We start from the raw sequence: 21300 nt of genomic DNA, 5'->3' as shown, positions 1-21300 counted from the left end.
CGTGCATCCACCGCTCGGGACCGACGAACGTCTCGACGTCCATGACTATCCTGCTGAAGATCTTATTGCCGTTCTGCCTGACGACCGGCAGACGCACGGTGACGCTGGCGGACATCGCCCGACACGGGCTCATCATGTTTCCGGCTGCACAAGGCCCGGCGCCCCATGCCCGCATCGTGGACACGTTCACCAAGCGGATCGTCCAGGAGGCGACGCGGGCACTGACCATGCTATCGCTCGTGTCCACAGGCTTGGGCGCGGCCCTGCTGCCACGATCGACACAGCGGCTTGTATTTCAGGGCGTCCGGTATGCAGCAATCGCCGACGTATCGCTGCCCGCCTGGCCGCTTGCCGTGATCGCGAAACGGCGGCCACGGTCGGCCTTGTCGACAGCGTCTGGAAACTGCTTGAGGTCGTCTAGACGTGACTTAACTGCCCGCGATAGGACATACCCCGGTCGCGCAATGCGCTCGCATGACATCAGCCCGGCAGCAACAAGGCAGGTGAGGATTTCAGCGCAACAGTCTGACATAGATGAGTTTTTGACGATTCTTGCGCCTAATTGGCGGTTGCGTCATTTGGCATCGTGAAAATCCAACGCTGCATGCTAAAAGGGCTTCAAGGCAGGATCGCAGGGAGGCCCGCATGGAAGGCGAAAACAAAAAAGCAGCCCGGTCGGACCTCGACGAAGCCGCACTTTATTTCCACAAGCATCCACGGCCTGGAAAGCTTGAAATCCAGGCAACAAAGCCGCTCGGCAACCAGCGCGACCTGGCGCTTGCCTATTCGCCCGGCGTCGCGGCGCCCTGTCTGGAAATCCGCGACAATCCGGCAACCGCCGCCGACTACACGGCGCGCGCCAATCTGGTTGGCGTCGTCTCGAATGGTTCGGCGGTGCTCGGCTTGGGCAATATCGGTCCGCTGGCCTCCAAGCCGGTGATGGAAGGCAAGGCGGTGCTGTTCAAGAAATTCGCCGGCATCGACGTCTTCGATATCGAGATCGACGCGCCTGACATCGAGCGCATGGTCGAGACGATCTCGGCGCTGGAGCCGACCTTCGGCGGCATCAACCTCGAAGACATCAAGGCGCCCGAATGCTTCGAGGTCGAGGAACGGCTCAAGGCCCGCATGGCCATACCGGTCTTCCACGACGACCAGCACGGCACCGCGATCATTGTCGCCGCGGCCGTGCTCAACGGGCTGGAATTTGCCGGCAAGACCATCTCCGACATCAAGATCGTCACCTCCGGCGCAGGAGCTGCGGCCCTTGCCTGCCTCAACTTGCTGGTTTTGCTTGGCGCGCGCGTCGAAAACATCTGGGTCACCGACCGTTTCGGCGTCGCCTACAAGGGCCGCGTCGACGAGATGGACCGCTGGAAGGACCCCTATGTGAAGGACACCGAGGCGCGCACGCTGGCCGATGTGCTGCCGGGCGCCGACGTGTTCCTGGGTCTTTCGGCCGCCGGCGTGCTGAAACCGGAATTGCTCCAGCATATGGCGCCAAAACCGCTGATCCTGGCGCTGGCCAACCCCAACCCCGAGATCATGCCGGAAGCAGCACGGGCGGCGCGACCCGACGCGATGATCTGCACCGGCCGCTCCGATTTTCCCAATCAAGTCAACAATGTACTTTGTTTTCCTTACATTTTTCGTGGCGCATTGGACTGCGGCGCCAGCGCCATCAACGAAGAGATGAAGATGGCCGCGGTGCGGGCGATCGCGGCCCTTGCCCGCGAGGAACCGTCGGATGTCGCCGCCCGCGCCTATTCCGGCGAAACGCCGATCTTCGGGCCCGATTTCCTGATCCCCTCGCCCTTTGATCCCAGGCTGATCCTGCGCATCGCTCCGGCCGTCGCCAAGGCCGCCTGCGACACCGGTGTCGCGACACGGCCGATCACCGACATGACGGTCTATATCGACACGCTGAACCGCTTTGTCTTCCGCTCCGGCCTGGTCATGAAGCCGGTGTTCACGATGGCCAAGACGTCGAGCGCCAAGCGCGTCATCTATGCCGACGGCGAGGACGAGCGCGTGCTGCGTGCCGCCCAGGTGGTGCTGGAGGAAGGCATCGCCGAGCCGATCCTGATCGGTCGCCCGCATGTCATCGAAGTCAGGCTGAAACGCTACGGGCTGCGCATCAAGCCGGGCGTCGATTTCGGCCTGATCAATCCCGAGGACGATCCCCGTTATCGCCACTATGTCGACCTTTTAATTGAACTCGCCGGCCGGCGCGGTGTGACGACGGAGGCCGCGCGCACCATGGTGCGCACCGACAACACCGTGATCGCAGCACTTGCCCTTAAGCGTGGCGACGCCGACGCCATGGTCTGCGGACTGGAAGGGCGTTTCGAGCGGCATTTGCGCAATGTCACCCTGATCATCGGCCCGCGCGCCGGTATCAAGGATCATGACCTGTCGACGCTTTCCATGCTGATCTCGCAGCGCGGCATCATTTTCCTCACCGACACGCATGTCACCGTCGATCCGACGGCCGAGGAGATCGCCGAGATGACGGTGCTGGCTGCCGAAGAAATCCAGCGCTTCGGCATCGAGCCCAAGGCCGCCCTGCTGTCGCATTCGGATTTCGGCTCACGCGATTCGCCAAGCGCGCTCAAGATGCGGCAGGCAGCGGCGATCCTGGCGCGCATTGCGCCAGACCTGCAATGCGACGGCGAGATGCATGCCGACTCGGCTCTGTCGGAGCAACTGCGCCAGCGCGTCTATCCGCATTCGCGGCTGAAGGGCGAAGCCAATCTGCTGGTGTTCCCCAATCTCGATTCGGCGAACATCACGCTCACCGCGCTGCGCGCGATGATGGACGCGCTGCATGTCGGGCCGATCCTGCTCGGCACCGACAGGCCGGCGCATATATTGACGCCGTCGGTGACGTCACGCGGTGTCGTCAACATGACGGCGCTCGCCGTGGTCGAAGCGGCCCATAAGGCGCAGGCGGTCGTAAATCTGGGCTAAAACGGCCTTTCGCGGTAAGCTAACAAATAACCGCAAAGCGGTAGCTTTCGCGACGGGCGGTTAAACGGAGTTCACGGCGAATGACGGGCGGAGGGTGGAAGCTGACGCGTGCCGCGGCGCTGCTCGGTGCACTGGCGTTATCAGGCCTTGCCGTCACTCAGCCGCAGGCCGCCTCCGGTGTTTGCCGCCAGCTGGAAGCCGATCTCGCGGCCGCTTCGCGCGGTGGCGGCAAGCCGGCCCTGCTCAGGAAATACGACGACGCGATCGTGCGACAGCGCGAGCAGATTTCAAAGGCAAGCCGCCAGTCCGACAGCGCCGGCTGCGACTTTTTGCTGCTCGGCCGCAATCGCAACGCTTGCGGCGCACTCGAGGCCACGCTCGACCGCATGATCGCCAATCTCGATGCCCTGCAGATCAAGCGCGCGCAGCTCGCCGACGGCGGCTCGCGCCGCGATCGCGCGCGCATATTGGCTTCGCTCGACGCCAATGGCTGTCGCGACAGCATCGTGCCTTCGGAACGTGCGCCTGTCCTGGAGGCGAAACGTGAGAATGGCAATGGAAATCTGCTCGATCGGCTTTTGGGCGACGCCAGAAATCAGCCCGATGCGCTGGACGAACCGAGCGATCCCGACGAAGAACGCGGTGTCCGCGCCATGATCAATCAGCCCGACGGCATGGACCTGCCGCGCCTCGGCGACGAATTCCGCACAATGTGTGTGCGCACCTGCGACGGCTATTTCTTCCCGATGTCGAATGCCGCCTCGCTGGGCGATTTCGAGCGCGATCAGAAGAACTGCGATTCGAGTTGCCCCGGCACCGAGATGCAGGTGTTTTATGCGCGCGGCATAGGCGACAACTCGGCTGACATGACGTCTTCGGTAACCGGCAGGCCCTATAGCGAACTGCCGACCGCCTATCTCTACAAGCAGCCCGAAACCTCTCCCTCGCCGGCCTGCGGCTGCAACGCAGCACGAAATTTCGAGATCATTGCCGGCAACCCGCCAAGCCCGGAACAGACTGACCCCGATGTAGAGACCACACCATTGCCTGTCGCCAAACCCGATCCAGGCGCCGACCCCGAGACATTGGCCAATGTCGAAGGCGGGCTCGACCGCGACGTCATCAAGCGCCTCGCCGTCAAACCCTCGCCGACGACTTTGCCGCCGCCGGGACAGCGCAAGGTCAGGGTCGTCGGGCCAACGTTCCTTCCCGACCCAGCAGCGGCAACAGATCTGCAAGCTCCGGTCCCGAAGGCTGCCCCGTAAGCGCCAACCTGAGCGGCATGAACAGCGCCTTGCCCTTGCGGCCGGTCGCTTCCCTGATCCTGCCCGTCCACTCCTTCCACACCGACCCGTTCCAGGGGTCTTCCGGCAAAAGGTCGAACGCCTGGCGAAGGAAATCGCGGTCGACGTCGGAAAAGTCCGGCTGCTCCTGCGGGCCGTCGCGAAGTGTGCGCAACCAGATTGCGGCATCGGCCAGCCTGTCGAGATTGCCGCGCACCGCCAGCCAGAACGGCTCGGCCTGTTCGCCGGAAATGCCGAGCACGATCAGCCGGTCGCGCGCCTCTGAAAACGGCATATGATGCAGCAGCGTGCGGTTGAGCACGAAGAGCTCGTCCGGGTCGAATTTCGCGGCGGATTTCGAGGTCGCGGCCGGATCGAAGCGCCGGGCAAGCTCGGTCATATCGGGCACCGCCACGACGTTTTCCGAGGTGCCGACAAGCACGGCCAGCGAGGCGACGGCCATCGGTTCGATGCCGGTCTCGCGCAAGCTCTCGATGGAGAGCGCGCCGCTCCGCTTCGACAGGCCCTCGCCCGATGCGGTGGTCAACAGATTGTGGTGGCCGAACACCGGCGGCTCGGCACCCAATGCCTGGAACAGGGCGATCTGCACACCGGTGTTGGTGACGTGGTCGTCGCCACGGATAACGTGGCTGACGCCCATCTCGATGTCGTCGACCACCGAAGGCAGAGTATAGAGATAGGTCCCGTCCTCGCGCATTAGAACCGGGTCGGAAAGCGAGGCGAGGTCGACGGTTTCCTCGCCGCGCACCAGATCGTTCCAGTGGATTTCCGTGCGCTCCGGCTGCAAGGGGTCGCTGGTGAAATTGGGCAGCAGAAAGCGCCAGTGCGGCCGGCGGCCATCGGACTGGTATTCGGCGATCTGCTCAGGCGTCAGCGTCAACGCTTCGCGGCCGTAGACCGGCGGCAGGCCGCGCGTGCGGCGCACCTTGCGCCTGAGATCGAGCTCTTCGGGTGTCTCGTAACAAGCATAGAGAAGGCGCGCTGCCTTCAATTTCTCCATCGCCGCATCGTAGATCTCGAAGCGCCGTGACTGGTATTCCGTGGCGTCGGGAAAGATGCCCAGCCAATGCAGGTCGTAGAGGATGGCGTCGGAGAATTCCTGCGTCGAGCGCGCGACGTCGGTGTCATCGAAGCGCTGGATGAAGCGGCCCTTGTTGTTCATGGCGAACAGCCAATTGAACAGCGCAGTGCGCGCATTGCCGATATGAATGCGGCCGGTTGGTGACGGGGCGAAACGGACGGTAACTGTCATGAACGGGGCGTACCGGATGGTTTTGCTGTTGACAAGACACGCCCCCGCGCCTGGCCGCAGACATAGAACATGACGAAGGCGATGAAAAGGCGGCAGCGCCGCGCGTCCTACCGCATCGGCCCGAAAATCGGAACCGATTTTCGGAAAGCACGATGCGCAGATTCAAAGTGTTAGAGCGTACGTTGTGCGTCCAAGTGGACACACGTCGCTCTAGCGCATCGGCCCGAAAATCGGAACCGATTTTCGGAAAGCACGATGCGCAGATTCAAAATGTTAGAGCGTACTTTGTGCGTCCAAGTGGACGTCCGTCGCTCTAATATACGCGCGGCGCTGTAAGTCGTCAGATCGCCAGCCCCTTGGTCAGTTCGAGCGCCTGGCGCTCGAACAGCCGGCGGTAGATGCCGCCTTGCAGCCGGATCAGTTGGTCATGCGAACCCTCCTCGACGATGCGGCCGCGATCGAACACCAGAAGCCTGTCCAGCGCCCGTACCGTCGAAAGCCGGTGCGCGATGACCAGCGTCGTGCGGCCGACCATCAACCGCTCCATCGCCTGCTGAATCAGCACCTCCGATTCTGAATCGAGGCTCGACGTCGCCTCGTCCAGAATGAGGATCCGCGCATCGGCGAGGAAGGCCCGCGCGATCGCCACGCGCTGGCGCTCGCCGCCTGATAGTTTCACGCCGCGCTCGCCGACCAGCGTGCCATAGCCTTTCGGCAGATCGACGATGAAGTCGTGCGCGCTTGCCAACCGTGCCGCGTGCTCGATTTCGGCTTGCGTGGCGCTCGGCCGGGCATAGGCGATGTTTTCGGCCAGCGACCGGTGGAACAGGATCGGCTCCTGCTGGACGATAGCGATCTGCCCGCGCAGCGACGCCTGCGCCAGCCCGGAAATATCCTGACCGTCGATCAGGATCGTTCCCGCGTTCACGTCGTAAAGGCGCTGGATCAGCTTGACGAAGGTGGTCTTGCCCGAGCCCGAATGGCCGACCAGCCCGACGCGCTCGCCCGGCGCGATGTCCACCGAAAAGTCGCGATAGAGCGGCAGTCGGTGGCTGCCATAATGGAAGGTGACTTTGTCGAAGCTGATGCGGCCGTCGGTAATGCGGATCGGCCTGGCGCCGGGCACATCCTCGATGCCGAGCGGCTCGGACTGGAAGTCGACCAGTTCCTCCATGTCGTTGATCGAGCGCTGCAAATTGCGGATATGCGTGCCGATATCGCGCAAATAGCCCTGCAGCACGAAGAACGAGGTCAGCACGAAGGTGACATCGCCGGCGCTGGCCTGCCCCCACGACCACAAAAGCAGGGAAAATCCGATCACCGCTGTTCTCAGAAGCAGCAGCATCGACCCTTGCGTAGTGCCGTTGACGGTGCCGCGCACCCAGGTGCGGCGCGTGCGGTCGCGCCATCTGGCGACGACCTTGGCGAGGCGCGTTTCCTCGCGTTCCTCGGCGCCAAAGCCCTTGACCACGGCATTGCAGCTCACCGCATCGGCCAGCGAGCCGCCCAGGCGCGTGTCCCATGCGTTGGCAAGCCTTGCGGCAGGCGCAACATAGCCAAGCGACAGCAGCGCCGTCACCGCGATGAACAGCACCGAACCTGCGGCGACGACAGCACCCATCAGCGGCCAGAACCAGCCGAGCAGCAGCGTCGAACCGACGAGCATGACGACGGACGGCAGCAGCGCTATCAGGATCGTGTCGTTGAGCAGGTCGAGCGCCCACATGCCGCGGGTTATCTTGCGCACGGTCGATCCGGCGAAGCTGTTGGCGTGCCAGTCGGTGGAGAAGCGCTGGACGCGATGGAACGCGTCGGCGGCGATATCCGCCATCATCTTCAGGGTCAGTTCGACGATAGCCATGAAGGCGAGGTTGCGCAGCACGACGCCGGTGAAAGCCAGCGTCACCAGCATCGAAAACGCCGCCATCGCCGCATTCCACGCGACATCGTCGGCTGCAGCACTGCTGGCAACGGCGTCGACCAGCCGGCCGGAATAGAGCGGCGTCAGCACGTCGGCCAAGGTCGACAGCAGGAACGTGCCCATGATGAGCGAAAGCCGCCACGGCTGGCGCCGCCAATGGCTGAGCGTGAAGCCAAGGACGCTGCGAAAGGCGCCGGCGCGCAAATCTATCTGAAAACGAGCCATGATGTCATTCGGGCGCAAGCGAGCCCGGCCCCGGTAAGGTCGAAAATTGAAAAAACCGCGTTGGGCGAATTAGCGCCCGGGAATGCGGAGGTTCGGCATATTTGGCGGCTCGCCCGAATACGGGCGGCGACCGGCATCGACGAAGGCCTGTTGTCAGGTGGGCTTGCCCATGAAGGTGAAAACCTTCCGGCGCGCCCTCTGAGACCTAGGCTTCGCGGCCTCGCATAACGATGTCAAATCCTGCCATTCGGTCCTCCCATTAGAGCGACGTGCGTCGATTTGGACGCACAAAGTACGCTCTAACAAATTGAACCTGCGCATCGTGCTTTCCGAAAATCGGTTCCGATTTTCGGGCCGATGCGTAGGGATCGCGGAAAGGCGTTTATAGAGATGCGTCAACGTGTCGCCAAGCCAGCAAGTTGCCGAAAAGCGCATCTGGTCCAACTGTGAGGCGATTTTGCAACAATCGCGGGTTGTACGATTTCCTCGGTCAGGCGGCCGGAATGCGGTCAAGCTGACTGTGCCACTCGTGCGGACGCAACCACTTCACAGGAGCCAAAAACGGCGCCTATCCGCCATCCCTGAACCGGTTGGTGATGGGATAACGGCGGTCGCGGCCGAAATTCTTTTTGGTGATCTTCACGCCGGGCGCAGCCTGCCGGCGCTTATATTCGGCGATGTAGAGCAGGTGCTCGACGCGCGTCACTGTCGCCCGGTCGTGGCCGCGGGCAACGATCTCGTCGACACCCATCTCGTTCTCGACCAGACACTCCAAGATGTCGTCCAGCACCGTATAGGGCGGCAGCGAATCCTGATCCGTCTGGTTCTCGCGCAGTTCCGCCGACGGCGCCTTGTCGATGATGTTATTCGGGATCACTTCGCCGGAAGGGCCCAGCGCGCCCGGCGGCACGTGCGTATTGCGCCAGCGCGCCAGCGCATAGACCTGCATCTTGTAGAGGTCCTTGATCGGGTTGAAGCCGCCATTCATGTCGCCGTAGAGCGTGGCGTAGCCAACCGACATTTCGCTCTTGTTGCCGGTGGTGACCACCATCGAGCCGAATTTGTTGGAGATCGCCATCAAAATGGTGCCGCGCGCGCGGCTCTGCAGGTTTTCCTCGGTAATGCCTTCCTTGGTGCCCTCGAAAAGCTGCGTCAGCGTATGCAGGAATCCCTCGACCGGTTCGAAGATCGGCACGATGTCATAGCGGCAGCCGAGCGCACGGGCGCAATCCTCGGCGTCTTTGAGCGAGTCCTTCGAGGTGTAACGGTAAGGCATCATCACGGCGCGCAGCCGTTGCTCGCCGAGCGCATCGACGGCAAGTGCTGCGCAGATCGCCGAATCGATGCCGCCGGAAAGGCCAAGCACGACATTCCTAAAGCCGTTCTTGTTGACGTAGTCGCGCAGGCCCAGCATGCAGGCGCGATAATCGGCCTCCTCCTTTTCCGGTATTTTCGACATCGGCCCTTCGGAGCAGACCCAGCCGTCGGAATTATTTCCACTTTGCGCGCCTGCGGCGGCATTGTTTCTATTTTGCGCGCCTGCGGCGGCGCGGTTGCGCTTCCAGGTGCTGACGTTGACCGTCTCCTCGAACTGGCTCATCTGGAAGGCCAGCGTCTTGTCGGAACCTATGGCAAACGACGCACCGTCGAAGATCAGCTCATCCTGGCCGCCAAGCTGATTGGCGTAGATGATCGGCAATCCGCATTCGATGACCTGGCGAATGACGATCTGGTGGCGAACGTCGACCTTGCCGCGATAGTAGGGCGAGCCGTTCGGCACCAGCAGGATTTCAGCGCCGCTTTCGGCCAGCGTCTCGCAGATGCCGACATCGCCCCAAATGTCTTCGCAGATCGGAATTCCCAGGCGCACGCCGCGGAAATTGACCGGTCCCTGCATTTCAGGACCAGCCTGGAAGACGCGCTTCTCGTCGAATTCGCCGTAGTTCGGCAAATCGAGCTTGTAGCGCTCGGCAAGGATCTTGCCGCCATCGGCAAAGATGATCGAATTATGCGTGCCGCTCTTGCGCTTCAGCGGCGTGCCAACAATGACGCCCGGCCCGCCATCGGCAGTATCGCCAGCGAAATCCTGCGCCGCCCGCTCGCAGGCCTTCAGGAACGCTGGCTTCAGCACCAGGTCTTCGGGCGGATAACCGGCGAGGAAAAGCTCGGTGAACAGCACGAGGTCGGCGCCCTGACGAGCGGCGTCAGCCCTCGCCTCGCGCGCCTTGGCGAGATTGCCGGCGACGTCGCCAACCGTCGGATTGAGCTGGGCGACGGCGATGCGCAATATGTCGGAAGCGGTCTTGTCGGTCATGCCTGCTGACTTAGCGCGACAGAATTCGCCGGGCAATGGCGTTTGCTTGGACCACTGACCGATCGACGAATGTCGATCGTCTCGGACCGATTGACATGTCGATCGTGTCTTATTCGCCCATATATTCGCGCAGTGCCTCCGGCGAGTGGTTCTCGCCGATCGACATAGCCAGAATGCGCGAAATATGCCGGCGCGGCAGGCCGATTTCCGTTGCCCAGGCATTGATCTGGTTCTGGATCTTGTCGAGATCCCGCTTCGAGGTCGGGCCTTCGGCGATGTCGAGGCCGGCGTCGCGCAGTGCGGCCGCCATGTCGGCCGAGACGATGAAGGCGTCCCACTCCAGCCACCTCAGAAAATACTGGCCGGTATTGCCGCCGAGCCGGCTGCCATGCTTGGCGAGATAGGCCATCAGCCCAACCTGGTCGTCTTCAGGCCAGTCGGCGAGGAACTTGCCAAAGCCGCCATGCTCCTTCGACACCCGCTCGACGAAAGCCGCATTTTCGCGAACCGACTTGATCTTCTGCGGATTGCGCACGATGCGCTCGTCGGCTGTCAGCTCGTGCCAGAAATCGTCAGGCTGGAACAACAGCCGCTTCGGCTCGAAGCCGAGGAACGCTTCTTCGAAACCCGGCCATTTCTGCTCGATGACGCGCCAGACGAAACCGGCGGCGAAAACACGCTCGGCCATCGTCGACAGGATGCGGTCATCGGTAATGTCAGCCACCGCGGCATTGTCTGGCATGGGCCCCAGCAGCGACGCCAGCACCGCTTCCCCGCCCTTGCGTTTGGCCGCGCGGGCGCGGATTTTCTGAAAATCCATCATTGTTTCCTCACTCTGTCGCGTCAATCTACCACTTCCCGTGCGAACCGGCAGCCTTTAGGTCTATCGCTGACGACGGAGGCGGCATGAACAAGACTATCGAAGAGTTGGCAAAGCGCTGGCTGAAGCGAAAGCTAGATGGCCTGAGCCAGGTTGAGAGCCAGGTGCTGCAAAGCACGCTCGAACGCACCACGATCTCGAAGGACACCAACAAGGCCGTCGCTTTTCATCAGACGTTTGGCGACCGCCTCGCCGACACCATCGCCCGGATCGGCGGCTCGTGGTCCTTCATCCTGGCCTTCATTGCTTTCCTGATCCTGTGGACGGCGGGCAATGTCTGGCTCCTGACGCGCGACGCCTTCGATCCCTATCCCTTCATCTTCCTCAACCTAGTGCTTTCCATGGTCGCGGCCCTGCAGGCGCCGGTGATCATGATGGCGCAAAACCGCCAGACCGAGCGCGATCGTATCGATGCCGCCCACGACTACGAGGTCAATCTCAAGGCCGAGATCGAGATCATGGCGCTGCATGAGAAGCTGGACGAACTGCGCCACAGCCAGATCGTTGGCATGCGCGACGAGATCGCGCAGCTGGCCGAACAGGTGAAGCGGATCGACGAGATTCTGTCAAAGCAGCGGACGCGTTCATGACGGATGCCATCCACCATCTCATCGAACAATATGGACTGATTGCCGTCTTTCTGGGCTGTGTCGCCGAGGGCGAAAGTGCGGCCCTCCTCGGCGGGTTTTTCGCGCATCAGCATGTCTTCGTCCTGTGGCAGGCCTTTCTCGCATCGGCCATTGGCGCCTTTGTCGGCGATACCTTTTTCTTTATCCTCGGACGAAGCTTCGCCGACCATCCATTCGTAGTCAAACTGAAGGGCCGGCCGGGTTTCAGCCACGCCTATCGTCTTGTCTCCACCCATCCCGACATTTTCGTGCTGTCAAACCGCTTCATTTATGGCCTGCGCCTTGTCGGCGGCATCGCGGCCGGACTGTCCGGCATTGCCGTGACGCGCTTTGTCATTCTCAACGTCATTTCATCCATGGTCTGGGCCGGATTGTTCACCACCATCGGCTATGTGTTCGGGCTGGGCGCGGAGCGCATCGTCGGCCAGGCGTTGGCCCGTCACGAGCGATTGCTGATCGCCCTGACGATTGGGTTGGGCGTGGCCGTCCTTGCCTGGTTCATCGCTCACACCATCGCCAAAAAGGAGCGTAGCAAGGAGAGGTGAGGATCAGTCGATGCAGAGCGCACGGTCGCCACGATCGAGTATCAGCGGGATGATCAGGTCTTCCTCATCGGCAAGGTGCCGGGTCATCATGGCGATCAGCCGGCTGTTCTCGTCGGCATAGGCATCGGCGGCAAAGCGCTGCTTGTCCTCGCTCTCTTGAAGCGTGCGGATGAAGGCGTTTGCGGCCTCGGCATTGCGCTCCAACCCTTCATGGATCGTGTGATGATCGGCATCGAGAATCTCGAAGCCGCGCTTCAGCCGGGTCTCCGCCTTGGCGAAGACCGGAAAATAATGATTGTCCTCGACGTTATGGTGACCGTCGAGATGACCGAGAAAATGGTTGAGGCGCGGCGCGAACCAGCGCGCGAACTCCGGCGCCGTCAGCCTGCCCTCGCGATAGTCGCCGATGCCGTTGGTCAGCATGCCGCCGAGCTCGCGGAACATGTCGTGCCGCTGCAGCCACATGTTGGCCATGCCATGGATATTGGAATGCGCCTGCCAGATCTCGCGCGGGTATTTCTCTGCAAGCCAGCGCAAATCGTCCGGCAGGCCTGCCCGCTCGAGCAGCAGAAAATCGGCACCTTCACCCATGACGGTCTCCTTTGGTGACTGTCATATAAGAGGTGAGATACTAGATCGGTAGCCCCAAGATTCGCTCGATGATGGCGATGCCCCAGACGCCGGCAACGATCACCACCGAAATCAGCACCGCCAGCGAACCACAGTCCTTGGCGAGCTGGATATCGACGTTGAACTCCCGGCTGAACGCATCGCATGCGGCCTCGATGCCGGTGTTCAGCACTTCGACCATGATCAGCAGCAGCACTGCGCCGATCAGCAGGGCATAGCCGCGCCACGACACCGAAACAAACCAGCCGAGTGGCAAGGCAAGCACGAGCAGCATCAACTCCTGCTGGAAGGCTTTCTCGCTGGAAGCCAATTTGCGAAATGCCCGCACTGAATTGAAGAAAGCATCGATCAGCCGCTGCATGCCAAACCTTTCCGAACCACCGGCAGGGGATAGCGCAATGGCCGGATCAAGGGAATAAGGCGACCTCTGCAAAATCATTCGTCGGCGACCTTGATCGACGGCGTCGACTTCTCGAACTGCGGCAGCCCATCGTCGATCGTGTAGTAGTCGCCCTTGTCGCCGACGAAGATGTGGCATTGGCCCTGAAGTCCGGTGGGCTTGTCGAACAGTCCGGCCAAAACCGAGACATATTCATGATCCTGCGGCTTCCAGAACAGCAGCGAGCCGCATTTCTTGCAGAAACCGCGCCTGGCAAACGAAGATGCTTCGTACCAGGTGATGCTTTCCGTGCCCACTATTGTGATGTCTGCGTTGGGAACATTGGTTGCAGCGTAGAAGTGACCACTTTGCTTCCGGCACTGCGAGCAGTGACAATAGATCACGCCGCGCAACAGCCCGCGCGTCCTGAACCGCACAGCCCCGCACAGGCATGATCCGGTATGAGCGTCGTCCATCTTGCCTCCCAACTCAGTCGCCACCCTGAAATCGCCGTTTATGGCATCGGCGTGCTTGCCAGGATTCCAGTTTTGCAGCGGCTATGTCCCAGCAAATGCGACACTCGGCGGGCATGTCACGCACAGCACGGTTTGTACAAAGCGGCGGGCCGCGCGAGCAGCCTCTCGACGGCCCGCCAAATTGATTAAAGCCAGCATCTTTCCATATAAATTTTTATTGCATATATTTTCACTAGAAAGGAGAGACGCTTACAATGCAGCCCCATCTCGCCGCCAACACGGCCGAAAATGCAGTCCTGACCAAGGCCACGCTGCGCGCCGCAGACCTGCTGGACATTACCGCCAGGATGCTGGCCTCCATCATCGGGGTCTCGGAAGCCACCGTTTCGCGCATGCGCAGGCAGGAATTCCTGCTGGAGCGTGGAACCAAGCCGTTCGAGCTTGCCGTGCTGTTCGTCCGGCTGTTCCGCTCGCTCGACGCCATAGTCGGCGGCGACAAGACCGTCGCCCGGGCATGGCTGAAGAACGCCAACACGGCCTTCGACGGCACCCCGCTCGAAAAAATCGTGACGATATCAGGGCTTATCGATGTCATCGCCTATCTGGACTCCCGACGCGCTCTCGTCTGAAGCCGCCAAACTCGATGGCAAGTCCAAGCTCGAGGGCAAGTACTGGCTCGACGGCAAATACTGGCGCATGGTCGAGGCGCAGCACCGCGTCTCGACATTGAAGATCGTCGATACGCTCGACGAGCAGGCCCTCCTCGAAGACCTGATCGAGGAAACCAAGCCGCAAATCCCCTTGGAATGCCGGCATCTGCATTATCTCTTGGCAACGCCCTTCCGCTACGGCTCGATCTACCCGCACGGTTCGCGCTTCGGCCGCGCCGGCAGGACCAAGGGCGTCTACTATGCGGCGGAAACCATGATGACCGCCGTTTCCGAGATGGCTTTTTACCGCTTGCTGTTCTTCGCGGAATCGCCGGATACGCCCTGGCCGCACGACGCCGCTGAATACACAGCCTTCGCCGCCGCGATACGGAGCACAAAGGTGATCGACCTGACAAGGCCGCCGCTCGACCGCGACGCGGCGGCGTGGACGCACCCGACCGACTATGCGGCCTGCCAAAATATTGCCGATGTCGCGCGCGAGGCCGGGCTGGAGGCGATCCGCTATCGCTCCGTGCGCGACCCGAAAGGCGCCAATGTGGCGCTGCTGGCATGTAGCGGCTTTGCCAAGCCGAAACCGCTGGAACCCCATACCTGGCGCATCAGGCTGGGCGCCTTCGGCGTGCAGGCGATCTGTGAGTTCCCGGAAAAGCGGATCGAGTTTTCCAGGACGGCCTTTGCCGCCGATCCCCGGCTCAACGCACTGCGCTGGGAGCGCGGCCGCTGACCAGATACTAGTGAAAATCCGACGCTAAACTACCGCTTGGGGTGGGATGCGCCTATGGTCAAATGGAAAGATGCGCCAGGAGCGGACGCTTGGCGCCAATGTGCCAAACGTCTTGATGGGGGGCCGAATGCGGACAGTCGGCTTTCAGGATGACTGGACTGGGAAGCCGACCTTCACGCACAGCCCCCGGTGATGCGGTCGTCACAACGGCCTACGCCATTCTACATTCTCTCCATGACAAGCTTTCCTGAACACCCGCTGCCAACTCCGGTGCCCCTAAACTTGCCAGTCCCGTTATCACCCTTTATCACGCCGGTAAGCGTGTTCCCTCCCGTTTTTCCGTTATAGACAAATGTATGCTTTATATTGACGGCGCCGCTACTAGAAATTCTCCCGATAAACCCAGAACTGGACGATACTATACCATTGCTTATGAGAACGAATGTTGAAAGTTCGCGCCAGTCGCCGCAGTTCGTCGTCGCTCGTCTGACCAACTTCCATGTACCATCGAAGGCGCTCAGGCCGTTCACCTGCGGCGCACAACGGCCGTCCTTTGGCTCCGTCCCGCCGCCACAAACTAGCGGACAGACACGACCTCCTACCCCCTTCAGTCTATCTAACAATCCGCCGGTAGGTTCCAGCGACGCGAGTTTGATGTCCTCCCGATTGGCATAGTCCTGAAGCGCTCTGCGGCTGCCGGCCCCCCATTTTCCATCAGCCCGGCCTTCAAGACATCCTATACGGGAGAGTTCCGTTTGGGTTGCGCGCGCAAGTTCGCTGGCGTCTGTGGTAGTTGCCGGCGGCTGCGTCAGCGGGTCGGCCCGTTCAACGCTTGCGACTTCTGCCGCCTTGGTATCGTCGTTTGCCTTCGTCGCGCGCTCCGTCTCCGGCAGATGCGCTATCTGCCCTTCCGCCTCGATGCGCTTGTCGATGGCTTCAATTTTCAACTTCGCAAGGGCTGCAAAAGCGCCTGTCGGAAATTGCTGCAGATACGCCTCGAAGAAGCTCTTGTCAGTCGAGTCCTTGATGGTTGCCCAATATGCAAGTTCAACCGCATTGTCCGGCGCAGTTGATTGTGGCGTGGGGGCAGATACCGCCTTCGGTTGCTCCGTGGCGAGAGGCTTCAATACGATCTCGCCCGTGAGCGAGGAGTTTTCCCACGGCACTTGCTTGCCGTCCGTCGCAGCTAGCACATCGCGGCGCACATCAATGAGGTCGCGCGTGATATCCTGCCCCGGCGTACCGAGGTGCGCGAGCAGTGCGGTCGTGAACGGAGAATTCCGACCTGCGCCGTCCATCGCCACGTTTCCTGGTTGCGTTGCGAATGCGATGAGTGAACCAACGCCGCTGCCAAGTCTGGCCAGACCCCGACCCACGGAACCTGAGCGCGTCCCCATCGAGCGGGAAAGCTTCTCGGCGAACGGATTGTCCCGGCAGGCATCTAGGAAGATGAGGTTGACCTTGGTGCTGCGTTCCATCGCTGAAAGTACGAGGTCCATCGGAAGGGCCTCGAAGTCGAGGTCATTGTAGCCGGACAACTGGGCGTCCACCGGGACCATGTAGTTGTTGCCATTCACCTGCAGGCCATGCCCGGCATAGAAGAACAGCGCCATGTCAGCACCGTCGAGCTTTTCCAGGAAGTCGCGTACCGTGCGACGCATTCCAGCAAGGTCGAGGTCCTGGTCGCTCACGACTTGGAAGCCAAGGCTTTCAAGCTTGGCAGTCATGTCGGAAGAATCGTTCTTCGGATTGGCGAGTTGGACGGCGTGCTGGTAGGCCGAATTGCCAATCACCAACGCAACGCGTTTCTCGGCGATTGCTTGTCCCGAAACAGCCGCAAACAATAGAACCAAGAAAATGAAAACGCTGCGCATGGCAGAAAACGGCTCCCGAGGGAACTGTAGCAGACGCTAATGCAACCGAGAAGAGCCCTGGCCTGCGGGTTGCGGACGAGTCGGGCCCGCGACTCCATATGGTCATTGGCGGACGTTGTAGCTGCTGCCGGGCTGTGCATGCCCTGCGTGCTGTCGCGAACGGGCGAGCATTTGCTTGATGCGCCTGAAGGGGTATGCTCCTCACGAGCGGCGCTTCACTGGGCTTGAGGGTCTACTTCTGCGTGCGGACATTTGGCCGGATCGTCAGCCTAGAGCGGGGTGGGATCGCCGCATCACTCGGCTATCTGGTTCTGCTGGCCCTCGCGACCGCTCTCGTGTCACCGCCGTTGGAGAATATCCTGCGGGACGTGATGATGGTGTCGATCTCGCCGTTCACCCGTCCTCCACCCAACATCGTGATGGTCTCAATAACAGAACAGACTCTCGCGGATTTTCCATACCGCTCACCGCTGGATCGTGGCTTCTTGGCCGACGTCGTGGCACGGATCGAGACTGCCCGCCCTCGCGCCATCGGCATCGACCTTCTGTTCGACCAGGCAACAGAGCCGGAAAAGGATGCCCGCCTCGAAGCTCTGATCAAAACCGCCAGCGTGCCTGTGGTGATCGCCTCGGCTTCGCGCATGGACGGCCTTACTCAGAAGCAGTTCGACTATCTCAACGCGTTCGCTCCGTCGGCAAAGCGGGGCCTTGCCGCATTATCGCATGACAATCTTGACGGCGTTGTCCGTGGAGCTTTTCCCGGCCGAGAAGCCGAAGGCGGCTGGACGCTAAGCTTTCCCGCCGCGATCGCAGCGGCAACCGGCATAGCCCGCGGCCACCGGCCGGAGGAGATGATCTACTACCGAACGGCGGGCGGCTTGCCCTTCAAGTTTCCAGCCTATCCGGCACAAGCCGTTGCCCTGGCACCGCTCGGCTGGTTCGAGGGAAAATATGTTCTGATCGGCGCGGACCTGCAGCAAATAGATCATCATCCGACACCATTCGCGTTGTTGAACGGCGCGGAAATCGGTGTTCTCCCTGGCGTCGCCATCCACGCACATTCGCTGGCCAGACTTATTTCCGGGGACAGGATAACGACTCCCTGGCCGGCAGCGGGCTACGCGCCGATGTTCGTTGTCGGGCTGTTTTGCTTGTGGATCGCATGGCGACCCATGCCGGTGGCTCTCAAACCTCTTGCGATCGCCGGTGCGCTGCTGCTGGCGTGGATCGGTGAGGCGTTGGCCTTCGCACGGTTCGCAATCCTCTTTCCGATGGTCGCACCTGCATTCCTTGTGCTCGGGCTGTCCGCCTTCGTTGGGTTCCTAGCGTGGAGACGGGACGCCAAGGCACGCCAGTTCATTCAGAGCGCCTTCTCGAAATATGTCAGTCCGGCTGTCGTCACAGCCATCGTCAAGGAGCCCGCCGCGCTCAGTCTCGGTGGCGCGAGGCGTGTGGTCACCTGCGTCTTCACTGATGTCGAGGGCTTCACGTCTCTCAGCGAAAAGCTCGCTCCGGAGGTGCTCGCAGACATGTTGAATCAGTATCTGGGCGGACTCTGCGAGTTGTTCGTCGAGCATGGGGCGACCATCGACAAAATCATCGGCGACGCAGTGGTCGGGTTCTTTGGTGCGCCAGCCGCACAAAATGACCAAGCGGAGCGTGCGGTGGCCCTGACCTTGGCCGTGCAGGATCTGGCGGAGCGGCTGCCGGAAAGATTGGCGGGACGCGGCCATATCTTCGGCGCTACCCGCATCGGCATTCATGGCGGGCCGGCGATCGTAGGCAACTTTGGGGGAGATCGGTTCTTCAACTACACGGCTATTGGAGACACGGTAAACACGGCAGCCCGGCTGGAGGGAGCAAATAAGTTCATTGGCACCAGAAATTGCATAAGCTCGGAAGTTGCAAGAAAAACGACGCGCTTCCTGCTCCGTCCGACTGGAGTTCTGTACCTCAAGGGCAAGGGCGAAGGCATTGAGGCCTTCGAGGCATTGAACCATACGCCACAAAACACGCTACTTTGCGAGGAGTATTCAAAGGCCTATGCGCTACTCGCCGCCAACGACAAGCGCGCGACAGCGCTGTTTGAGTTGTTGGTCACAAACTACCCGCGAGACGGCTTGATCGCTTTTCACCATGGCCGTCTTGCAAGCGGATGCTTCGGAGCAGACATTCATCTTGCCGAGAAATAGGAGGAGCATCGTGACATGAGCATCATGCGTCCGACCTCGCAAAGCGCCTCGCTGGTGTTCGTTACGGCCATGGCGGCCGTGCTCGTCACGGCGCAACACGCGGCAGCCGGCAGCCAGTATGTAGTCCTTTCGGCCGAGCCGGCGGCTGATGAATTGCCGCCAGGCAAGCTTTTCATGCCAAGCGACGTTATCAACGTTCCAGCTGGTACAGTGGTAACCCTGCTCGGCGAGGATGGCAGCGTCAACCCGATTTCGGGTCCGGGAGCCTTCGTGGTCACTGAAGATGCTTTGACGTCCGGCAGTTCACAGCGGACCACCGATGCCCAGGCGGGACCTTCAAAACTTGCCCTTATAGCCGGCCTTCTGGCCAATGAGCGGCAGAGAACTGAGTCGATCGGCGGGTCGCGCACCACCGCCGACCAAACAATGCCGAGTGGGCTCGATGATCCCTGGGCAGTTTCCATCGACGAATCCGCTCCTGGTTGCATCCGGAATGGCGAGATGGTTCTGGCGCGTCAGGGAATTAGTAACAGCGCGGTGTTCTCGGTTCGCCTCGGCGATGGAGAGCCATTGAACGGCCTGGTCTGGAGCGCCGGCAGGCCCACCTACTCGCTTCCGGACCCCATCCCTCCCGAGGTAAAGGCTCTTACCGTCGAGACCAACAAGACATCGGCGTCGATCGAAATTAAGGTATTGCCGGAGAGCGCCGGTACAGGAAATCCACTCGACGTGCTTGGATGGATGGTGAGCAGCGGTTGCAAACGCCAAGCGTTGGCCTTTGTGCGTCAACTGGTAATAAAACCTCGATAGGTTATCAGCCGCACGGCGTGCCGCGACTGAGCTGGCTGGGCGACTGGCCGACGCGTATCGCGACGCGATCATCCCCGGTCTGCAGCGTTCGCTCGGTGGTACTGCCCAAGCGGCGACAACCCTAGTCAACCCTGATATATTCTGGCGTCGCATCGCCCGGAGGACAAATCGTGCGCGCACTTGTGGCCATGTTTTTGTTACTTTCGAGCTCGCCATGCTTTGCCGACAAACACCCTGCCGGGTTCAGCAACCACAAGTTCAATGGCCCCCATCAACCAAAGACCACGGGCGGAGTGACGACCTTTCAAGTATTCGATCAACAGTGCAGCACGAGGGACTATGCAGACGGTCGCGGCGAGAATGACTGCCACAATGGAAACGTACGCTCTGCCCTTTTCGGTGGGGATTATCGACTGGGGCAGGCAATTGAATATCGGTTCGACGTGTGGGTAGACCCGTCGCTAAGTTACAAGGGATTTTACAACGGGCATGCGGTCGGATTTCTGCCTGGCGCCCATGATAGCCGACTTCGCATTGCGAGTTGGGAGGGCAATCTGCTCCACAACTTTCTCTTCATGCTAAAATTGGATAAAGTTGATGGCATCACCTTTCTGGGCAAGCAATGCCAGTCCCCGGAACATTTCGGTGAGTGGGTAGCATTTTCAATGAAGGTTCGATGGGCAAAGGACCAGAAAGGATGGATCAAGGTTCGCTGCGATGACAACGTCATCTACAGCTCCGAAGGAGCCGCCACCAACCAAGCGCCACATTGCTACATCACGAACCAATGCGAGCCAGGTGTTCCCAAGAACCCTAAGACGCTCACTTTCATACTTGGGCCCGTCATGGCGGGGTTTGGACCGGAGTGGAAAATGTACGGGCAACCCTCGCAATTCACACCTATCCAGTCTGACGGCATTACCATCATGATGCGTAATATTTCAGTGAGGCCCGTTGCCAAGCCATGACCGGAGACTGAGGAACCCTTTCGGTGCGTTTCACCTGCCGTGCACAGACTGCGTTCTGGATTCTAGCAGCCAGCGCGATCCGCGCGGGCAGTTTTTCTGATGCCGCGACGTCAGAAAAACGGAGAAGGTTAGTTTCCAGCGCCCTTCCCTCTACCACCTTCAAATTCGAAACAATTCTCTGCCGAATTGCTGTGGCCGCTGAAGCCCAGCAACTGCGCGGTGTACAGCGGAAAGCTTGGGAGTGCGGGAGGCGCGTTCTCGCCAATATGCTCTCCGAATGCCCCAAAAAAATCCCCAGCTTTTGACGCGGGCAATTTCAATAGCTTAGCGGCGGGCCACTTGTGGCGAGTTTGTGTGTCGGTCGGTTCTCCAACCAATACTTGCAACTACGCTCTCTATCCCGAGGTCCGCTTTGCGGCAGAAGCGACCACCGAATGTGTTTTCGAACGACCGAAATAGGGCCGGAGAACGAACCCGCTGCGCGGGATGGGCGCGCGCGGTGAGGTAGAGGTCACGATCCGGTTGCCGCGCCCGCA

19 protein-coding genes are annotated in these 21300 nt (G+C 60.9%); 11 read left to right on the top strand and 8 right to left on the bottom strand.

Annotated features, from left to right (window positions below):
- The first annotated feature begins 41 nt into the window (after positions 1-41).
- From AC0L3I_RS33370 to AC0L3I_RS33360, 3 genes are all read left to right on the top strand, one after another.
- A complete protein-coding gene (locus AC0L3I_RS33370; RefSeq protein WP_473529761.1) occupies positions 42-590 on the top strand; it encodes a LysR substrate-binding domain-containing protein in 549 nt (182 codons plus the stop codon).
- 55 nt (positions 591-645) lie between these two features.
- A complete protein-coding gene (locus AC0L3I_RS33365; protein WP_123145757.1) occupies positions 646-2970 on the top strand; it encodes an NADP-dependent malic enzyme in 2325 nt (774 codons plus the stop codon).
- 80 nt (positions 2971-3050) lie between these two features.
- Entirely contained in the window at positions 3051-4235 is a 1185-nt protein-coding gene (locus AC0L3I_RS33360) for a DUF2865 domain-containing protein (protein WP_473529760.1), read from the top strand.
- On the opposite strand, the gene gltX is transcribed toward AC0L3I_RS33360, so the two are convergent.
- The 4 genes from gltX to AC0L3I_RS33340 all read right to left on the bottom strand — a co-directional run bounded on the left by gltX (position 4153) and on the right by AC0L3I_RS33340 (position 10809).
- On the bottom strand, positions 4153-5526 hold the full coding sequence (gene gltX / locus AC0L3I_RS33355; protein WP_473529759.1) for a glutamate--tRNA ligase: 1374 nt from the start codon (positions 5524-5526) through the stop codon (positions 4153-4155). The two genes, AC0L3I_RS33360 and gltX, sit on opposite strands and share 83 nt — an antisense overlap.
- A gap of 340 nt (positions 5527-5866) precedes the next feature.
- Complete coding sequence (locus AC0L3I_RS33350) at positions 5867-7672, bottom strand: ABC transporter ATP-binding protein (RefSeq protein WP_473529758.1); 1806 nt, start codon at positions 7670-7672, stop codon at positions 5867-5869.
- A 568-nt stretch (positions 7673-8240) separates the two neighbouring features.
- Positions 8241-9986, bottom strand: coding sequence for an NAD+ synthase (locus AC0L3I_RS33345; RefSeq protein WP_473529757.1), 1746 nt, complete (start codon positions 9984-9986; stop codon positions 8241-8243).
- Between the two features lie 109 nt (positions 9987-10095).
- Positions 10096-10809: a DNA-3-methyladenine glycosylase I gene (locus tag AC0L3I_RS33340; RefSeq protein ID WP_473529756.1), complete on the bottom strand. Its 714-nt coding sequence runs from the start codon at positions 10807-10809 to the stop codon at positions 10096-10098.
- Between the two features lie 83 nt (positions 10810-10892).
- On the opposite strand from AC0L3I_RS33340, the gene AC0L3I_RS33335 reads away from it, so the two are divergent.
- Positions 10893-11456 carry a DUF1003 domain-containing protein gene (locus AC0L3I_RS33335; RefSeq protein WP_473529755.1) on the top strand — a complete coding sequence of 188 codons (564 nt, stop codon included), beginning with the start codon at positions 10893-10895 and terminating at the stop codon, positions 11454-11456.
- Positions 11453-12040, top strand: coding sequence for a DedA family protein (locus AC0L3I_RS33330; RefSeq protein WP_473529754.1), 588 nt, complete (start codon positions 11453-11455; stop codon positions 12038-12040). The genes AC0L3I_RS33335 and AC0L3I_RS33330 overlap by 4 nt, the downstream gene beginning before the upstream one ends.
- A 3-nt stretch (positions 12041-12043) precedes the next feature.
- On the opposite strand, the gene AC0L3I_RS33325 is transcribed toward AC0L3I_RS33330, so the two are convergent.
- The 3 genes from AC0L3I_RS33325 to AC0L3I_RS33315 all read right to left on the bottom strand — a co-directional run bounded on the left by AC0L3I_RS33325 (position 12044) and on the right by AC0L3I_RS33315 (position 13525).
- Positions 12044-12631 carry a hemerythrin domain-containing protein gene (locus AC0L3I_RS33325; protein ID WP_473529753.1) on the bottom strand — a complete coding sequence of 196 codons (588 nt, stop codon included), beginning with the start codon at positions 12629-12631 and terminating at the stop codon, positions 12044-12046.
- A gap of 40 nt (positions 12632-12671) precedes the next feature.
- The gene (locus AC0L3I_RS33320) at positions 12672-13031 is read right to left on the bottom strand and encodes a diacylglycerol kinase (RefSeq protein ID WP_029352991.1); all 360 of its coding nucleotides are present in this window, start codon (positions 13029-13031) and stop codon (positions 12672-12674) included.
- A gap of 74 nt (positions 13032-13105) precedes the next feature.
- Positions 13106-13525 carry a GFA family protein gene (locus tag AC0L3I_RS33315; RefSeq protein ID WP_473529752.1) on the bottom strand — a complete coding sequence of 140 codons (420 nt, stop codon included), beginning with the start codon at positions 13523-13525 and terminating at the stop codon, positions 13106-13108.
- Between the two features lie 254 nt (positions 13526-13779).
- Between AC0L3I_RS33315 and AC0L3I_RS33310 the strand changes: the two genes are divergently transcribed.
- Together AC0L3I_RS33310 and AC0L3I_RS33305 are read left to right on the top strand one after the other, a co-directional pair.
- Entirely contained in the window at positions 13780-14154 is a 375-nt protein-coding gene (locus AC0L3I_RS33310) for an antitoxin Xre/MbcA/ParS toxin-binding domain-containing protein (RefSeq protein ID WP_473529751.1), read from the top strand.
- Positions 14114-14920 (top strand): RES family NAD+ phosphorylase, encoded by an 807-nt coding sequence (locus AC0L3I_RS33305; protein ID WP_473529750.1) that lies wholly within the window; start codon positions 14114-14116, stop codon positions 14918-14920. Before AC0L3I_RS33310 ends, AC0L3I_RS33305 begins: the two co-directional genes overlap by 41 nt.
- Positions 14921-15141: 221 nt before the next feature.
- On the opposite strand, the gene AC0L3I_RS33300 is transcribed toward AC0L3I_RS33305, so the two are convergent.
- The gene (locus AC0L3I_RS33300; protein WP_473529749.1) at positions 15142-16794 is read right to left on the bottom strand and encodes a caspase family protein; all 1653 of its coding nucleotides are present in this window, start codon (positions 16792-16794) and stop codon (positions 15142-15144) included.
- Positions 16795-16988: 194 nt separating this feature from the next.
- Here AC0L3I_RS33300 and AC0L3I_RS33295 point away from each other — a divergent pair, with 194 nt between their 5' ends.
- The 4 genes from AC0L3I_RS33295 (at position 16989) to AC0L3I_RS33280 (ending at position 21069) form a co-directional block, all read left to right on the top strand.
- Complete coding sequence (locus AC0L3I_RS33295) at positions 16989-18986, top strand: CHASE2 domain-containing protein (protein ID WP_473529748.1); 1998 nt, start codon at positions 16989-16991, stop codon at positions 18984-18986.
- A 15-nt stretch (positions 18987-19001) separates the two neighbouring features.
- Complete coding sequence (locus AC0L3I_RS33290) at positions 19002-19796, top strand: hypothetical protein (RefSeq protein ID WP_473529747.1); 795 nt, start codon at positions 19002-19004, stop codon at positions 19794-19796.
- Positions 19797-19966: 170 nt separating this feature from the next.
- Complete coding sequence (locus AC0L3I_RS33285) at positions 19967-20764, top strand: hypothetical protein (protein WP_473529746.1); 798 nt, start codon at positions 19967-19969, stop codon at positions 20762-20764.
- A 23-nt stretch (positions 20765-20787) separates the two neighbouring features.
- Entirely contained in the window at positions 20788-21069 is a 282-nt protein-coding gene (locus AC0L3I_RS33280) for a hypothetical protein (RefSeq protein ID WP_473529745.1), read from the top strand.
- Positions 21070-21300: the final 231 nt, after the last annotated feature.

The organism is Mesorhizobium sp. WSM4840, from assembly GCF_055811755.1.
The sequence above is the reverse complement of the archived record's forward strand: the minus strand, read 5'-3'. Positions and strand labels throughout refer to the sequence as shown.

Excerpts from the sequence above, each read along its gene's own strand:
- AC0L3I_RS33290 (WP_473529747.1), top strand. The coding sequence starts at position 19,002 with ATGAGCATCATGCGTCCGACCTCGCAAAGCGCCTCGCTGGTGTTCGTT.
- AC0L3I_RS33305 (WP_473529750.1), top strand. The coding sequence starts at position 14,114 with ATGTCATCGCCTATCTGGACTCCCGACGCGCTCTCGTCTGAAGCCGCC.
- AC0L3I_RS33310 (WP_473529751.1), top strand. The coding sequence starts at position 13,780 with ATGCAGCCCCATCTCGCCGCCAACACGGCCGAAAATGCAGTCCTGACC.
- AC0L3I_RS33330 (WP_473529754.1), top strand. The coding sequence starts at position 11,453 with ATGACGGATGCCATCCACCATCTCATCGAACAATATGGACTGATTGCC.
- AC0L3I_RS33335 (WP_473529755.1), top strand. The coding sequence starts at position 10,893 with ATGAACAAGACTATCGAAGAGTTGGCAAAGCGCTGGCTGAAGCGAAAG.
- AC0L3I_RS33325 (WP_473529753.1), bottom strand. The coding sequence starts at position 12,631 with ATGGGTGAAGGTGCCGATTTTCTGCTGCTCGAGCGGGCAGGCCTGCCG.
- AC0L3I_RS33340 (WP_473529756.1), bottom strand. The coding sequence starts at position 10,809 with ATGATGGATTTTCAGAAAATCCGCGCCCGCGCGGCCAAACGCAAGGGC.
- AC0L3I_RS33365 (WP_123145757.1), top strand. The coding sequence starts at position 646 with ATGGAAGGCGAAAACAAAAAAGCAGCCCGGTCGGACCTCGACGAAGCC.
- AC0L3I_RS33315 (WP_473529752.1), bottom strand. The coding sequence starts at position 13,525 with ATGGACGACGCTCATACCGGATCATGCCTGTGCGGGGCTGTGCGGTTC.
- AC0L3I_RS33295 (WP_473529748.1), top strand. The coding sequence starts at position 16,989 with ATGCTCCTCACGAGCGGCGCTTCACTGGGCTTGAGGGTCTACTTCTGC.
- AC0L3I_RS33320 (WP_029352991.1), bottom strand. The coding sequence starts at position 13,031 with ATGCAGCGGCTGATCGATGCTTTCTTCAATTCAGTGCGGGCATTTCGC.
- AC0L3I_RS33345 (WP_473529757.1), bottom strand. The coding sequence starts at position 9,986 with ATGACCGACAAGACCGCTTCCGACATATTGCGCATCGCCGTCGCCCAG.
- AC0L3I_RS33370 (WP_473529761.1), top strand. The coding sequence starts at position 42 with ATGACTATCCTGCTGAAGATCTTATTGCCGTTCTGCCTGACGACCGGC.
- AC0L3I_RS33350 (WP_473529758.1), bottom strand. The coding sequence starts at position 7,672 with ATGGCTCGTTTTCAGATAGATTTGCGCGCCGGCGCCTTTCGCAGCGTC.
- AC0L3I_RS33300 (WP_473529749.1), bottom strand. The coding sequence starts at position 16,794 with ATGCGCAGCGTTTTCATTTTCTTGGTTCTATTGTTTGCGGCTGTTTCG.
- gltX (WP_473529759.1), bottom strand. The coding sequence starts at position 5,526 with ATGACAGTTACCGTCCGTTTCGCCCCGTCACCAACCGGCCGCATTCAT.
- AC0L3I_RS33360 (WP_473529760.1), top strand. The coding sequence starts at position 3,051 with ATGACGGGCGGAGGGTGGAAGCTGACGCGTGCCGCGGCGCTGCTCGGT.